Below are 16,048 nucleotides of genomic sequence, written 5' to 3'. Positions count from 1 at the left end.
GTCTAGTTTGTGGACTGGCATTCAACGCAGTCTGCCGGGTGTCAAGCCCTGGCTGCGGGGATCAGTCCCATTTCTCTGCCCTTCTCTGAATAGAGGTATAGGTACCCGGCATGCTACTGACCAAAGGTTTTGAGGTGGAGCTGTACACCGGCACGCCCACAGGCGATGTGGTTGGCATTGCCCGCGACATCGTGCGTGACCTGGCCGAGTTTGTCTACGAGCCCGACCACCGCAACGTGGAGTACACCACCCCGCCCCGGCGCGACTACGGCGAGCTGCTGGAGGCGGTGCTGGAACCTCGCCTGCGGCTGCGGGAGTACCTGCGCGCCAGGGGCAACCTGACCCTGCACCCCGGCAGCACCATGGCCCTCGGCGGCAGCGATCGCTTCGAGCGCTCCGACCCCGGCAACCCCTACCACACCTACATCGAGCAGACCTACGGCACCAAGGTAGTCACCGCCAGCATCCACATCAACTTCGGCATCGACGACCCCGAAGCCCTGATGCGGGCCTACCGGGTGCTGCGCCTGGAGGCCCCCCTGGTGCTGGCGCTGACCGCCGCCTCACCCTTTCTCAACGGCAGGCCCACGGGCTGGCACTCCACCCGCTGGGGCATCTTCCCCCAGACCCCGGCCCAGGTGCCCCTGTTCGCCAGCCACCAGCACTACATCGACTGGACCGAGGCGCAGCTGGCGCTGGGCACCATGCAGAACGTGCGCCACCTGTGGCTGTCGGTGCGGCCCAACGGCGAAAACCGCCCCTACGACCTCAACCGATTGGAGCTGCGGATTTCTGATCTAGTCAGCGACCCGATCGCCCTGCTCGCCGTCACCGCCCTGCTGGAGCTGCGCATTCAGGCCGTTTTGCAGGATGAATCTATCGATCCGCTGCGGCGATCGCCGTTTTCTGCCGAGGCGCTGGAGGCCGTTGCCGCCGCCAACGAAACCGCCGCCGCCCGCGACAGCCTGGACGCGACGCTGACCCACTGGCAAAGCGGCGAGCAGACCACCGCCCGCGACTGGATTCAAACCCTCTACGAGTTCTACAGCCCGGCGGCGTCTCAGCTGGGCATTGACGCCTACCTGCGCCCCCTGACGGACATTCTGACCCAGGGCAACGAGGCCCAGCGCTGGCTCAACGCCTACCGCCTGGGCATGACTCCCCGCCAGATCATGACGGCGGCAATTCAGGACTTTAACTACAAAGACATGCTGGCCCTGGGCATTGTGGCCGCCGCCTAGGCTGCTGTGATGCCCAAAACCGGGAGGCACGGGTGCGAAGACGGCACGGTTGTGAGGAGGCCACGGTTGTGAGGACGCCTGAGTGGAGCTGAGTTTGGCCCTGGCCGCGCTGCTGTTTGGGGTGGCGGCGATCGCAGGCTGCCTCGACACCATCGCCGGGGGCGGGGGCCTGATTGCCCTGCCCGCCCTGCTGATGGCGGGGGTGCCTCCGGCGGCGGCGATCGCCACCAACAAGCTCCAGGGCAGCGGCGGCACCTTCACCGCCACCCTCTACTTTCTGCGGCAGGGAGCGATGCGCCTATCAGACAACCGGCTGGCGATCGCCACGACGTTCTTGGGCGCGATCGCGGGCGGCTGGCTGGTGCTCAAAATGGACGCCACCACCCTGGCCAAAATCATTCCGTTTTTGCTGATTGCCCTGGGCAGCTACTTCGCCCTGTCGCCCAAGCTGGGCGCTGTGGACAGCCAGCGGCGGGTCAGCCACGGGGTATTTTCGGCCCTGGTGGCGCCGCTGCTGGGGTTTTACGACGGCTTTTTTGGCCCCGGCACGGGCATGTTTATGGCCCTGGCCTTTGTCAGCCTGGGCGGTTACAACCTCGCCAAAGCCACCGCCCACACCAAGCTGCTGAACTTTACTAGCAACATCGCCGCGCTGCTCTACTTTCTGCTGTTTGGTCAAATCTACTGGGCCGTTGGCCTGATCATGCTCTGCGGCCAGTTCCTCGGCGCCTATGTGGGGGCCAGGCTGGTGGTAACCCGTGGGGCCGGGCTCATTCGCCCGGTGGTCACCGTCGTCTGCTTTGTGATGGCCGCCAAGCTGTGGATGGACGCCTACGGCTAATCGGGAAAACCCCCAGGAGGCCGGGATGGGCAGCCGGTTTTAGTCCAGGGGCCAGAACCCGATTCAGCAGCGGGGCGATCGCAGCGCTACACTAGCCACCGGGCGAGTTTAAGGGATACAGCCATGGGCCAGAGCGCAGAACAATCCACCGCCGCCAGGGTGCAGACCCTCAGGTCGCAGCTGCAAGCCGCCAGCTACGCCTACTACGTGCTCGATGCCCCCGACCTGCCCGACGAAGTTTACGATCGCCTCTACCGCGAGCTGCAAGACCTCGAAGCCGCCCACCCCGAACTGGTCACCCCCGACAGCCCCACCCAGCGCGTCGGCGAAAGGCCCGCCGCCCAGTTCACCTCCGTGCGCCACAACATTCCCCTCTACAGCCTGGAGAATGCCTTCGACCTGGCCGAATTTCGCGCCTGGGAAGAGCGCTGGCGCAGGCAGGCCCCCGACGTTGGGGCGGTAGACTACGTCGCCGAACTCAAAATCGACGGCAACGCCCTTGCCCTCACCTACGAAAACGGCCTGCTGGTGCGCGGCGTCACCCGCGGCGACGGCGTCGCCGGAGAAGAGATCACCCAGAATGTGCGCACCATCCGCTCCATTCCCCTGCGGCTGAACACCGACACCCCGCCCGCCGTGGTCGAAGTGCGCGGCGAAGCCTTTCTGGCCCTGGACGTGTTTGAGCAGATCAACGCCGAACGGGCCGAGCGCGGCGAAGCCCCCTTCGCCAACCCCCGCAACGCCGCCGCCGGTACCCTGCGCCAGCTCGATTCGCGGATTGTGGCCGCGCGGAAGCTGGATTTTTTTGCCTACACAGTGCACTTCCACGAGGGAGAGAATTCAAAATTCAAAATTCAAAATTCAAAATTATCACCATCCACCCAATGGGCCGCCCTCCAACTCCTCCAGTCCCTCGGCTTTCGCGTCAATCCCAACCGCCAGCTCTGCCGGTCCGCCGCCGATGTGCAGGCCTACTACGACGAGTGGGCCACCCGCCGCGCCCGGCTCTCCTACCTGACCGACGGTGTGGTGGTAAAGCTCAACGATTTTGCCCTCCAGCAGCAGCTGGGCTTTACCCAGAAGTTTCCCCGCTGGGCGGTGGCGCTCAAGTATCCGGCAGAGGAGGTGCCCACCATTCTCGAGAACGTCAGTTTTCAGGTGGGCCGCACCGGGGCGGTAACGCCGGTGGCTGAGCTGCATCCGGTGCAGCTGGCCGGTACCACCGTGGCCCGCGCCACCCTGCACAATGCCGATCGCCTGGCCGAGCTGGATATTCACCAGGGCGACACCGTGATCGTGCGCAAGGCCGGGGAGATTATCCCCGAGGTGGTGCGGGTGCTGGCGGAGCTGCGGCCCGACCATGCCACCAAGATCGCCATGCCCACCCACTGCCCCCAGTGCGGCAGCCCCCTGGTCAAACCCGAGGATGAAGCCGTCACCCGCTGCATCAACAGCTCCTGTCCCGCGATCGTGCAGGGGGCGATTATCCACTGGACTCGGCGCGATGCCCTCGACATTGAGGGCCTGGGCGAGAAGTGGGTGAAGCAGCTGGTGGAGCAGGGGCTGGTGCAGTCCGTCGCCGATCTCTACGGCCTGAGCGAGCAGGTTCTAGAACCCCTCGATCGCATGGGCCAGCGGCTGGCGCAAAAGCTGGTGGGCGCGATCGCCGCCTCCAAAGCCCGCCCCTGGGCCGCCGTGCTCTACGGTCTTGGCATTCGCCACGTCGGCACCGTCAACGCCAAAACCCTGGCCCAGCACTTTCTCACCGTGGAGGCGCTGGCCGCCGCCAGCCCCGAGCGCATCGAAACCGTGCACACCATTGGCCCCGAGATCGCCCAGGCGGTGGCCCAGTGGTTTCAGGTGCCCGCCAATCAAACCCTGATCGATCGCCTCCGCCAGGCGGGGCTGCAGCTGGCGGCCACCCCAGAGGAGCAGGCCCAGGCCGCTGGTCCCCTGGCGGGCAAAACCTTCGTGCTCACAGGCACCCTGCCGACCCTCACCCGGCCAGAGGCCACCGAGCTGATCGAAGCGGCGGGGGGCAAAGTGACCAGCAGCGTCAGCAAAGCCACCGACTACCTAGTCGCAGGCGAAAAAGCCGGGTCAAAGCTCACCAAGGCCGAAAGTCTGGGCATTGCCATTCTCAGCGAAACCGACCTGCGGGCTTTAATCGCCTGAGCCATAGCCTGCGATCGCCGGGCCGGAGCCTTCAACCGGCGGCGCCAGTTCTTAAGATACAGAGAGCAGAGATGCAGAGAGCAGCGCAGAGTTCTGGGTCGCTCCCAGGGATGTTTTCGGCTCTTTATCTATGACCTATGGCCATCATTGCTATTCAAGACCTGACCAAACGCTTTGGCCCCAAATCGGCCTCCCGGCCTGCGGTAGACGGCTTTAGCCTGACCGTAGAGCCGGGGGAGATCTTTGGCCTGCTGGGGCCAAACGGCGCGGGCAAAAGCACGCTGATTAAAATGCTCACCACCCTGCTGCCCGCCACCAGCGGCCAGGCCACCATTGCCGGATGCGACATTGGCCGCCAGCCAATGGGGGTGCAGCGGCGGATTGGCTACGTGCCCCAGGCCCTCTCGGTGGACGGCACCCTGACCGGCTACGAAAATCTGCTGATTTTGGCCAAGCTCTACGGCGTGCCCCGGCGGCAGCGGCTCGATCGCATCGGCGCCGTGCTGCAATACGTGGGCCTGGAATCGGTGGCCCATCGCCTGGTCAATACCTACTCCGGCGGCATGATTCGGCGGCTGGAGATGGCCCAGGCCACCCTCCATCGTCCCCCGGTTTTGTTTCTGGATGAACCGACGGTGGGGCTGGACCCGGTGGCCCGCAAAGCCATGTGGGACCTGATCTTGCAGCTGCGCCACGACTATGGCACCACCGTGTTTCTCACCACCCACTTTATGGAAGAGGCGGACGTGCTGTGCGATCGCATCGCCATGCTCTACCACGGTCAGCAGGTGGCGATCGGCACCCCCGCCGCCCTCAAGGCCACCGTGCCCCATCCAGAAACCACCCCAGGGGCCAGCCCAGAGACCACTATGGATGACGTCTTCATCCACTACACCCGCAACGCACTCACCACCGAAACCGAAGGAGGCTACCGTGACACGTCAACCACACGCCGCACCGCTAAACGACTGGGCTAACGGAACCAGAGTTACCGCCCCGATCGCAGACTTTGCCGCCAAGGCCCTGGTCGCCGCCGAACTGGAGGTGCGCAAGCTGCGCCACGACCCCATACAGCTGTTTACCCGCGCCGTGCAGCCGGTGCTGTGGCTGACAATTTTTGGCCAGGTGTTTACCCAGGTGCGGGGCATCCCCACGGGCGGCCTCAGCTACATGGACTTCATGACGCCGGGCATTCTCGCCCAGAGCGTGCTGTTTATGTCGATCTTCACCGGGCTGCTGGTGATCTGGGAAAAAGACCTGGGCATTTTGCACAAGCTGATGGTCAGCCCCGCGCCCAAGTCGGCCCTGGTGCTGGGCAAGGCGATCGGGGCCGGGGTGCGGTGCCTGTCGCAGCTGCTGATTGTCTACATCGTTGCCGCCCTGCTGGGGGTGGGGCTGAGCTGGCGTCCCCTGGATATTCTCGGCGTGGCCACGGTGGTCATGCTGGGGGCGGCGCTGTTTTCCACCTTTTCGCTGATTGTGGCCTGCTGGGCGCAGACCCACGAGCGGGTGATGGGGGTGGGCCAGCTGATGATGATGCCGCTGTTCTTTGCCAGCAACGCGATCTACCCGATCGACATTATGCCGGGGTGGTTGCAGGTGGTGTCGCGGCTCAACCCGCTCACCTACATGGTCGATGCCCTGCGCAACCTGATGCTGGTGGAACCAGCGGGCAGCTACAGCCTGGGGCTGAGTATGTCTATTTTGATTGGCGTGTCTGCGCTGCTAATTGCCTTCTGCGGTCGCCTGTACCCGCGGCTGGTGCGGTAGCTCGGGGGCGATCGCACCAGCCCACCGAGCTGAACTCAGCTGGTCAACGCCAGCCAGGCCGCAAGCTGCGGTCAGCCAGCCAGTTGCTACAGTCGTAGGATGGATTGTGCCAGTTCGCCGAACTCAGGCTGAAACCATTCATGATTGACCTTCTGGACACGGTGCAGCAAGTTCTAAATGCGCCAATTCTTAACTTCGGCAGCGCGTCGCTGACCCTCAGTGCGATCGCACAATTTCTCCTGGTGCTGCTGGTTGCCCTGCTGGGGGCGCTCAGCTTTAAGCGGCTTTTTGCCGACCAAATTTTAGGTCGGCTGGGGCTCAAGCAAGGCACCCGAGAATCGATCGCCACCATTACCAGCTACGGCATAGGGGTCATGCTCGGCCTGCTGCTGCTGCAAATGCTGGGGGTCAACCTGGCCTCGATCGCCGTTTTGGCGGGCAGTCTGGGCATTGGCATCGGCTTTGGCCTGCAAGATCTGACCCGCAACTTTACCAGCGGCATTGCCATGCTGGTCGAGCAAAAGCTCAAGGTGGGCGACTTTATCGAATGGGAAGGGCAGACGGGTTACATTGCCGAAATTTCCCTGCGCTCCACCGTCATTCGCACGATCACCCAGCGGCATATCGTCATACCCAACAGCTGTCTGGTCGGCAACCAGGTAATCAACTGGACTTACTACCACACCAAAGGCTGGGTTTCGGTCAATGTCAGCGTGGCCCACGAAAGCGATCCTGTTTTGGTAATAGAAGCGCTGCTCGATTCTGCCTATCTAGAAGAATCTGTGTCCTACGAATATCCGCCAGAGGTTTTGTTTGTTGGGTTTGGCCAAAACTCGCTGGATTTCATTTTGTGGATCTGGGTCAACCGGGTAGATCTCAAGCACAAAACCGAGAGTTCTCTGCGCTTCATCATCGATCAAAACCTGCGTCAGCGCCATATTCGGTTGGCCTCCCCCCGCTACGATCTGTGGCACCGCAACCCCAACGTGGTGGTGCCGTCTTCGGCGGCAGACTATCGAGACCATGCCCAGGTGCAGCAGGCGGTGCCCACCTTCAGCGAATTTTCGGCCAAACCCGTGGCCGTGAGAGATTTGTTGCAGAAAATTCCCTACTTTGCCGATTGCACTACGGTGGAACTGCGCAAACTGGTCGAAATCGGCCACCGCAGGCGGCTGGAGGCAGGCGAGGTGCTGTACGAAGCGGGCCATCCTGGGGATGCGTTTTACATTATTTTGTGCGGGTCGGTGGGGTACACCCTAGAGGGCTTCGAGGAGCCAACGGTGATGACCGCCGGGCAGTTTGTGGGCGAGTTTTCGCTGATGCTGGGCATTCCCCGCACGGTGACGGTAGTGGCAATGGAAGACACTACAGTGTTTGCCATTAGCCCCCAGGGGTTTAAGCAAATTTTGCAGAGCCAGCCCCGCCTCTATGACCTAATTGTGAAAGAGATGGGTCGTCACGAAGCTGAACTAACCCAGCAAAAACGTCGCCTGCGCGAGCTGGGGCTAATCACCCAGGACTACGACAACAACCCGGTGGTCTGGATGCAAAAGCAGCTGGAGAAATTGTTTGCGCCCCCGGTCAATTAACCCGATCCTCCAACCCGATTCTTAGAGGGCGATCGCAGATGGGAACGGCTTGGTTGCTGCTGGCGCGATCGCCTCCAACCCCACTCCTACCCTCTCCGCAGCATAATCCCTAAAGAGTTCGCCAATTTTCTGCGAGAACCTACCCGTGATGTTATCTGCTAGCATTAAGTACAAAGGTACCTATTCTGCACTTGCCTTCAGTGGAAAATAAAGATCTGGCTGGTATAAGTGAGCCTCTAAAGAGGTTGTAAAAACCAAGAATAGAGAACGTCATGGATGATAAGCAAGTAGCAGTGCCAGACAACACGGCGGTGCGAACGGCCTTGTGGCGGGCACTGCACGTAGAAGTCGATTCGCCGCCGCATGTGTTTGAAGACGCAGTTGGCTTAAAGTTGGTGGCTCCCGATGACGGATGGCGCAATCGTCCAGACATGGGGCCGTTCACGCGACCCTTCCGCGCCTCCATTCTGGCTCGTGCCCGCTTTGTCGAAGATCTCGTCGCAGAACAAGCTGCTTGTGGTGTCCGGCAGTACGTTATTCTCGGAGCAGGTCTGGATACCTTTGCCCAGCGTCAGTCGGAGTTTGCCTCCCGGCTGCTCGTGTTCGAGATCGATCAGCCTGGCCCGCAGGAATGGAAGCGCCAACGCCTCGTCGATCTCGGTCTTGGTATTCCATCATTCCTGCGGTTTGTGCCAGTCAACTTCGAGGCAGGCGACCTATGGTGGGAGCGGCTCGCAGCGTCGGGCTTTGACTCCAAACAATCTGCGGTCGTGGCATCCACGGGTGTCAGCATGTACCTGACCAAGGACGCGATCGCCACAACGCTGCGCCATGTCGCGGCGATCGCTCCGGGTTCCACACTCGTCATGTCGTTCATGCTTCCAATCGAACTGATGGACGCTGAAGTACGTCCTGGGGTCGAGCGGGCGGCAGAGGGGGCACGAGCAAGCGGCACGCCGTTCATCAGTTTCTTCACGCCGATTGAGATGCTGACGACGGCTCGCGATGCAGGCTTTAAAGAGGTTCAGCACGTATCGGCAGCTACGCTTGCCCAACGATATTTCGCCGAGAGGACAGACGGGCTTCGTCCGCCAAATAATTCAGAGGAACTGCTGGTGGCGACCACTTAGCGGTTTAACAATGCGATGGCGCGGCAAATAGTTTCCTGTACTTCGTTTCAGCTTGGTTTGTCGCCGCTCATCTACACCGTCAGGCGTCAGATTAGGGAGTGCTGGATATGAAACCTCAGCCACTAATAGTGGTTCAGAACGTGCCAAAGAGCAGTAGGTGGTACCAAGAAGTGTTCGGCTGCACCAGCGCGCACGGTGGGGAGGAGTACGACCAACTGGAAGTTGATGGGAGGCTCGTTCTGCAAATTCACCGTTGGGATGTTCATGAGCATCCACACCTGGGAGCATCGAACGATCCGTCTCGGGGAAACGGCGTGTTGCTTTGGTTTGAAGTCGATGATTTCGATGCGTCAATGGCTCGCATTCGGGGCGCAGGTGCCGAAATCGCGGATGGCCCATTAATCAATCCCAGTGCGAACCACCGCGAATGTTGGATTCGTGACCCAGACGGGTACATGGTGGTGATCGCAGGTCCTCGTGGCGACCTTGGAGGCAGTCCCTAGAGAGTGCCCAGCGCCTGACGCTCAACAGGTCGTTGCAGCGGACGTTTGAGGCAGCAATGTATTCAGCCCCAATGTATAGCTGTGGCCAGTCCGGTTAAGACAGGTTTTCTACGAACGCTCAAACGTTTGAGCTTTCGTAGGGTTTCTGGATATCCTAACCAACGTAACTATGGCTATACAGTTCAATGACCCTGGCGGGATCACCCAAATGCGCCGCGCGGTAGAAAGCAATGGTATGTTGCCTGTCAACGCATACAGCCTCATCAAACATAGAGTAGGAAATAAGTTTTTAGAGAATCGCTCTGAACCTCTGGGGGGAGACCAAAAAATTATTGGATGTTTCCCAAAAGCCCAGAATCTGGCTGGCCACCAGGCAAGGAGAAGTATGGTGGAAGAAGTGGCGGCCCGGATATAGCGCCAGGCGATCGCCCTCTTTTAACCACGGCTGCCATCCCCGAACTTGGGTAGAATCTACGACAGCATCTGCCTCGCCGCCGCACACCATTAGCGGCACCGGCACAGAGCCAGGGCAAAGGCTGCTCCGTTTCAGCAGCGAGTGGGGCGACACCGAGTGCAGCAAATCCTGCTCCAGCAGGCTGATCCAGCCACGCACCAGGGGGCGCGCCTGGTGGCCAAACAGGCTAAAGACCATTCGGGCGAGTACCTGTTGACGAGGGCAGGGCAGCCGCTCAAGCTGGGCATAGTAGTGGGCCTGCCAGTCAAGCATAGGGTTAACGCCCACCGAGAGCAGTGTCAGCGACTTAACCCAACGGGGGTTTTGGCGGGCGTAGAGCAGTCCTACCAGCCCCCCGGTGCCGTGGCCCAGCAAATGCACAGGCCGATTGTGCCCTCCGAGATAGCTATGCAAGAGAGCAACAGCAGCATCAGGCCCGCTGGGTTCATCGGGGGTTTGTCGATAGGCCCAGTGGGCGACCTCGACATGGCGAGCCAGACAGCCCAGCAGCTTGTGGTCAAACCGCTCAAAACTAGGGCTAACGTTCAGCCATACGGCATCGGGGCAGGTGGGTACAGCCATGGGGAAATGAAGGTCTCTAGAACGGGTGAAGGTAGGGAAATCTGTCGCAGACTAGAAGCGGGCGGGCATTGCCTACCCGATGAGGAAATAGAAAAGGGGGCCAGGTTGTTGGAGCCCTATCGGCCCCCAAGAGAGGAGAGGTTAACCCAACGCTACAATTCGACGGTGCTCAGGGCCTTTTCCACACCGCGAAAGATGAGTCTCTGCTTGCCCACGGCAGAGCTGAGCCAAACCAGGAAAACTCAAACAGGGTAAAGGCCCCGGTCCACCGAGAAATCAAAGCCGCCTGAGCCATACGGGCGGCGATAAAAAGCCGGAAAAATCTGCGAAGCGGGCATTGCCAGCCCACCAGTCGAAACTTATTTCGCGATTGCCACAGGGTTGCATGGTCAACAAATCCTTAATCAAGGTCAGCATCTACAGAGCCTTATTGAGAAACAAACTCAATAAGGGAATTAGACCACAGATCGGAATCATTCTCAATAGAGGAAGGTTAACTTTTGTATTCCAGGTTGATCGGAAAGCGCAAAAAGCAAGGCGCTAATGACCATCTTTCATGCTGGTGAATTGCTTCGCGAAGGTGCTTCAGGAACATCAACAGTTCCGGCACCTTAAAGTCAATAGGTTTGATTATCCATAAGAAGCGTTTCGACTCCTCTCAATGCTTCTTAGCTATTGCTATACGCGGATTTTGACTGACGCTGGTCTTTGCAAAGCGGCCCCAACAGCCCTTGCCGCTGTTGGGGAGAGGAGGCAGAAGCGCTATGCCCTGGGTCTTTGTTGATTTTCAATGCCAATAAGCGGCGATCGCAACCCTAGCCCCAACCGCCGCCTGTCGCTGGCCCTAGGGTTGGCTACTGCGAGAAGTCGTACTCGCGGATATCCAGGCGGCAGCTCTCTTCCATGTTGAGCGCGCGCTTAATCGGGTTGATATCCCTAAATCCATCAGCGCCGCGCTGCTTAAGACTGGTTTCGAACCGATCGGCAAACTTAGACACACAGGGATTACGGCTATTGCTCAGGCGGTCCAAACTGGCCAGCGCCGTGTCCATATCCCAAACTTCTACGGCGCTGTGAAGCTGTTCCCAAGCCCGGTTCTCCTGGCTGTTGGTAGATGTTTGAAGCTGATGGCGATCGAGAATGCGATAGGCCAACCAAAAGCTAGCGCTGAGAATGGCGGCCATGCCCACGGAAATCAAACAACCCGCTAAAGGGTTGCGCCGATTGAACCTGCCCCTGGCCTCGGGCAATGGCTCGGCCGTTAGCCCGGTGAAGTACTCCACAAAGGGAGGCATTTGGTCTAGGAACCAAACCTCAATGCCTTTGGCCTTGAGCTGCTCAGCAATGTCGTAGGCCGCTTCCGGCTCGGTTTCGGGGGTAAGCCCGGCAATGACGGGGCGCTGGTCGGGAAAGTTTTGCTGGCGCGCCTGAATGCTATCGACCGCCGCCCACAGATCGGGAGGGGTCAGGGTCGGGGGGCACAAAACAGCATAGATAGGTGTCAGCAGGTCAACCATGCCGCCATCTGGGCAAGGCACCTGGCGATGGACGCTATGGCCGTAGTCTTCGAGCCAGCGCCCTAGCGCGGTCCGCAAATCCTCTGAACTGGCAAATTCGATGGCAACGGTCACGGTCGGCTGAGGGTAGAGTAGTTTATATGTACTGATTCTAGTCCGACAGTTGGCGTTGGCGATCGCGCTAGACAGAATAGATCCACCTACCGCCCAACTGTTCTGAAATGATAGAGCGATTTTTTTAAAGCGGTTTCGCCATTTTGCCGATTAGATTCAGTCATTTGCGGATGCTGGGCCTGAGGCTATAGAATAGGATTAAGTAATGTAAATATTTTCTCAGGAAAAACTATTGTCCCAGGCTTTTAGGTCCAGTGTCCACGACTCGGAGGATCGCTTCTAAACCCCACCTGGCTCCTACGGTTCTCCCCACTGCGGGGTATGCAGGCATCTACGTAAAGTATTAATAAGTAAACCCTGTCGTATCTCTACACCCTCGGTTTTGCCCTGGTCTCGGCCTATCACCATGCCGCCGTAGCCGACCACAAGCTAGAGCTTACTTGTTAGTTCTGGTTTTTCCATTGCTCCTCACGAAACGGGTACCAACTAACCAACATGTTTGAACATTTCACCAACACTGCCATTGCCGTCATCATGAAAGCCCAGGAAGAGGCTCGCCGGCTACGCCACAACTTCGTGGGTACCGAGCAGCTGTTGCTGGGGCTAATTAAGGAGGAAGCCACCCTGTCGGCCAAGGTGCTGGGGGAATTTGGGGTTAACCTCAACGACGCCCGAGCTGAGGTCGAGGCGATTATTGGCCGAGGCAGCGGCAGTGTCCCCCCCGAAATTCCGTTTACGCCAAAGGTCAAACAGGTGTTTGAGCAGGCCTTTCAGGAGGCCCGCAAGGTAGACTCGCCCTACATTGAGCCAGCCCACCTGCTGCTGAGCCTCTGCCAAAATGCCGAGAGCGTCGCCTACCGGGTGCTGACGAATCTGGGCGTGGATCCTGCCAAGGTGCGCACTCGCATCATTCAAGAGCTGGGCGAGGTGGCGGCCATGCCCGCCGGTCGCCGCGATCTCGATCGCGACAGCACCCGCAAGAAAGGCAAAATTCTGTCTGAATTTGGCAACGATCTGACGGCTTTAGCTGCCGCTGGCAAGATCGACCCCGTGGTGGGACGAACTAAAGAAATTGAGCGCGTCGTGCAGATTTTGGGCCGTCGCACCAAGAACAACCCCATCCTGGTGGGTGAGCCGGGGGTGGGTAAAACCGCGATCGCCGAAGGGCTGGCCCAGCGCATCGTCAACCAGGATGTGCCGGAGGCGCTAATTACCAAGCGCGTGATTAGCCTGGACATGGGTTCTTTGGTCTCGGGCACTCGGTTTCGGGGCGATTTTGAAGAGCGCCTCACCCAGCTGGTCGAAGAAGTGCGCCAGGACCCCGACGTAGTGCTGGTCATCGACGAAATTCACACGCTGATTGGCGCTGGCTCCTTGGAGGGGGGCTTAGACGCCGCCAACATGCTGAAGCCAGCCCTGGCTCGCGGCGAAATGCAGTGCATTGGAGCCACCACCCTAGATGAGTTCCGCAAATATATTGAGCGGGATGCTGCCCTGGAGCGCCGCTTCCAGCCCGTAACGGTAGGCCCCCCCTCGGTACATGAAACCATCGAGATCTTGCAGGGGGTCCGCAGCCGCTACGAGCAGTTCCACCAGGTCAACTTTACCGATGGGGCGCTGGAGGCAGCCGCCAAACTCTCTGACCGCTACATCAGCGATCGCTTCTTGCCCGACAAGGCGATCGATCTGATCGACGAAGCAGGCTCCCAGGTGAAGCTGCGGTTTATGCCCAAGTATCCCTCCAAGGAACTCAAGCAGCAGCTGCGCCAGGTCAATAAAGATCTTGACGAAGCGATTCAGCTGCAAGAGTTTGGCAAGGCCAAGACCCTGCGGGAGCAGCGGCAGGATCTGATCCAGCAGCTTCAGGCCGACATCCCGGAATACGGCGAAGCGGCGGCGGGCAACCTCCCGGCCCAGCCCACGGTGGATGAGGAGAACATTGCCGACATCGTGGCTGCCTGGACGGGGATTCCGGTCAACCGCATGACCGAGACCGAGTCGGTGCGCCTGCTGCACCTGGAGGATGTTCTCCACGAGCGGGTGATTGGCCAGCACGAGGCCGTTATGGCCGCAGCCAAAGCCATTCGTCGGGCGCGATCGGGGCTGGCCAGCGCCGATCGCCCGATCGCCAGCCTGGTCTTCTCTGGCCCCACCGGGGTTGGCAAGACCGAGCTGTCCAAGGCGCTGGCGGTAGCCCTGTTCGGCTCCGAAGAGGCAATGATTCGGCTGGACATGTCAGAGTTTATGGAGAGCCACACGGTGTCGAAGCTGATCGGCTCGCCGCCGGGCTTTGTCGGCTACGACGAGGGCGGCCAGCTCACCGAGGCGGTGCGTCGTCAGCCCTACAGCGTCATCTTGATGGACGAGATCGAGAAGGCCCACCCCGAGGTGTTCAACCTGCTCTTGCAGGTGCTCGACGACGGCCGCCTGACTGACGCCAAAGGGCGAGCGGTGAGCTTCAAGAACACGCTGATCATCATGACCTCGAACATTGGGTCGCAGGTGATTGAGAAGGGTGGGGCCGGCCTCGGCTTTGATCTGGCCACCACCGATGCGGCCACCAGCCAGTACAACAACATCCGCAACCTGGTCAACGAGGAGATGAAACAGTACTTCCGCCCGGAACTGCTCAACCGTCTCGACGAGATCATCGTGTTCCGTCAGCTCACCCGCGATGAGGTCAACCAGATTGCCGACCTGATGCTGGAGCAGGTGAACAAGCGCCTGGCCGATCGCCAGATGGCCGTTACGCTATCCGATGCGTTTCGCACCAGGCTGGCGGGCGAGGGGTACGACCAGCGCTACGGCGCTCGCCCCATGCGCCGAGCGATCGCCCGTCTGGTAGAGGACACCCTGGCCGAGGCCATTTTGGCGGGCACCCTGGAGCAGGGCGATCGGGCTCAGCTCGACATTGGCGACGATGGCAACCCCGTTGTTACCCCAGTCCGCCAGCCCGCTCTGGTAGGATAACCCTGGACGTTATCGCCAAACTGCTCCATGGTAAATCTGCCCCCCGACCAGCCCGGCCAGCCCAACCAGCCCGATGCCAGCCGCCCCGTTGGGGGCGGCTCTCCGCGAGACCGCATTTTGGACTTTGATGAACTGCTGGCCCTGGTGCTGGCCTTCCTGGGCATAGGCTCCATTCTGTGGTGGGGCCTATCGCGCAATCAGGGTCTGATGGCACAGGCTGGCTTACTGCAGCGGCGGGTGAGCGATTCGTCGCCGCTGGTGAGGCCCGAGGGGGAGGAACAAACTGGTCAGATCGAGTCGCCCACCTTTGGGCCGAGCGATCGCCCGAGGGCGAGTTCGGGCGATCGCTCCCAGCCCGATCTTCGCGGTAGCTCAGACGGGTTTCCTGGCGCTGACAACGGCCCAGGCCCCGGTGCCGTGGTTCCCAGGCAGCCAGCGGCCACCGCCGAGCGCCCCGTGCCCGCCGTGCCCGCTACGGCCCCCGCCGCGCCGCCGACCGGGGCTGCCGAGACGACTCAGCCTTTAGACATTTCAGATGTGCCGCCAAGCCACTGGGCCTACCCCTTTATCAAGCCCATGTTTGACCAGGGCTATCTGCCCGATTTTCCCGAGAGTGGGTTTCAGCCCGATCAGCCCCTGACCCGGGCTGAGCTAGCGGCGCTGCTGAGCCAGGCCTTTGGGAATGCTCCCCGGGAAGGCTCGGTACTGGCCTTTAGCGATGTGCCCAGCACCTACTGGGCGGCTCCTGCGATCGCCAACGCCGTGGCCCAGGGGTTTATGAACGGCTACCCCGAGGGCGATTTTCGCCCCGATCAGGCGGTCCCCCGCTACGAGGTGCTGGTGTCCCTGGTCACCGGCCTTGGCCTCAAGGCTCCCCCCAACCCTGACCAAACGCTAAAGGCGTTTGTCGACCTCGGCCCTCTGCCCGAATGGGCCAAACCCAAGGTCGCCGCCGCCGCCGAAAATTCCTTAGTCGTCGACTATCCCAACCCCGATCAGCTTCAGCCCGCCCGGGCCGCCACCCGGGCCGAAATTGTAGCCATGATTCACCAGGCGCTGGTGCAGCGCGGCAAGCTGCCGCCGGTAGACTCCAAGTATGCGGTGCCGTAATTCTCTATGCCTTGATCCCACCGTCTGATAGACTGAGAAGTCGAGGTGGGGA

At 60.6% G+C, this 16,048-nt stretch carries 12 protein-coding genes and 1 pseudogene; 10 read left to right on the top strand and 3 right to left on the bottom strand.

From position 1 onward, the window contains the following. The first annotated feature begins 110 nt into the window (after window positions 1-110). The 8 genes from gshA to LEPTO7104_RS43735 all read left to right on the top strand — a co-directional run bounded on the left by gshA (window position 111) and on the right by LEPTO7104_RS43735 (window position 9,249). A complete protein-coding gene (gshA, locus tag LEPTO7104_RS0122865; protein ID WP_017300918.1) occupies window positions 111-1,241 on the top strand; it encodes a glutamate--cysteine ligase in 1,131 nt (376 codons plus the stop codon). Between the two features lie 82 nt (window positions 1,242-1,323). Then, window positions 1,324-2,082 carry a TSUP family transporter gene (locus LEPTO7104_RS0122860; protein WP_026072996.1) on the top strand — a complete coding sequence of 253 codons (759 nt, stop codon included), beginning with the start codon at window positions 1,324-1,326 and terminating at the stop codon, window positions 2,080-2,082. Between the two features lie 123 nt (window positions 2,083-2,205). Further along, complete coding sequence (gene ligA / locus LEPTO7104_RS0122855) at window positions 2,206-4,257, top strand: NAD-dependent DNA ligase LigA (protein WP_017300916.1); 2,052 nt, start codon at window positions 2,206-2,208, stop codon at window positions 4,255-4,257. A gap of 137 nt (window positions 4,258-4,394) precedes the next feature. Beyond that, window positions 4,395-5,234: an ABC transporter ATP-binding protein gene (locus LEPTO7104_RS0122850; RefSeq protein WP_017300915.1), complete on the top strand. Its 840-nt coding sequence runs from the start codon at window positions 4,395-4,397 to the stop codon at window positions 5,232-5,234. Continuing rightward, a complete protein-coding gene (locus tag LEPTO7104_RS0122845; protein WP_026072995.1) occupies window positions 5,191-6,027 on the top strand; it encodes an ABC transporter permease in 837 nt (278 codons plus the stop codon). Before LEPTO7104_RS0122850 ends, LEPTO7104_RS0122845 begins: the two co-directional genes overlap by 44 nt. A gap of 140 nt (window positions 6,028-6,167) precedes the next feature. After that, on the top strand, window positions 6,168-7,616 hold the full coding sequence (locus tag LEPTO7104_RS0122840) for a mechanosensitive ion channel domain-containing protein (protein ID WP_017300913.1): 1,449 nt from the start codon (window positions 6,168-6,170) through the stop codon (window positions 7,614-7,616). Between the two features lie 272 nt (window positions 7,617-7,888). After that, entirely contained in the window at window positions 7,889-8,746 is an 858-nt protein-coding gene (locus LEPTO7104_RS0122830) for a class I SAM-dependent methyltransferase (protein ID WP_017300911.1), read from the top strand. A 107-nt stretch (window positions 8,747-8,853) separates the two neighbouring features. Further along, window positions 8,854-9,249 (top strand): VOC family protein, encoded by a 396-nt coding sequence (locus LEPTO7104_RS43735; protein WP_017300910.1) that lies wholly within the window; start codon window positions 8,854-8,856, stop codon window positions 9,247-9,249. A 289-nt stretch (window positions 9,250-9,538) separates the two neighbouring features. On the opposite strand, the gene LEPTO7104_RS0122820 is transcribed toward LEPTO7104_RS43735, so the two are convergent. The 3 genes and pseudogenes from LEPTO7104_RS0122820 to LEPTO7104_RS0122815 form a co-directional block, all read right to left on the bottom strand. Next, window positions 9,539-10,285: an alpha/beta fold hydrolase gene (locus tag LEPTO7104_RS0122820; protein WP_017300909.1), complete on the bottom strand. Its 747-nt coding sequence runs from the start codon at window positions 10,283-10,285 to the stop codon at window positions 9,539-9,541. Between the two features lie 232 nt (window positions 10,286-10,517). Beyond that, window positions 10,518-10,672 (bottom strand): annotated as a pseudogene (locus LEPTO7104_RS43730) (chlorophyll a/b binding light-harvesting protein); the annotation flags it as partial. Between the two features lie 467 nt (window positions 10,673-11,139). After that, on the bottom strand, window positions 11,140-11,916 hold the full coding sequence (locus LEPTO7104_RS0122815; protein WP_017300908.1) for a hypothetical protein: 777 nt from the start codon (window positions 11,914-11,916) through the stop codon (window positions 11,140-11,142). Window positions 11,917-12,411: 495 nt separating this feature from the next. Here LEPTO7104_RS0122815 and LEPTO7104_RS0122810 point away from each other — a divergent pair, with 495 nt between their 5' ends. Continuing rightward, on the top strand, window positions 12,412-14,886 hold the full coding sequence (locus LEPTO7104_RS0122810) for an ATP-dependent Clp protease ATP-binding subunit (protein WP_017300907.1): 2,475 nt from the start codon (window positions 12,412-12,414) through the stop codon (window positions 14,884-14,886). A gap of 27 nt (window positions 14,887-14,913) precedes the next feature. Continuing rightward, complete coding sequence (locus LEPTO7104_RS34960; RefSeq protein WP_017300906.1) at window positions 14,914-15,996, top strand: S-layer homology domain-containing protein; 1,083 nt, start codon at window positions 14,914-14,916, stop codon at window positions 15,994-15,996. The last annotated feature ends 52 nt before the right edge of the window (window positions 15,997-16,048 follow it).

The sequence above is a fragment of the Nodosilinea nodulosa PCC 7104 genome, assembly GCF_000309385.1.
GTDB lineage: Bacteria > Cyanobacteriota > Cyanobacteriia > Phormidesmidales > Phormidesmidaceae > Nodosilinea > Nodosilinea nodulosa.
Note: the sequence above shows the minus strand (reverse complement) of the source record. Positions and strands in the feature narration are given on the sequence as shown.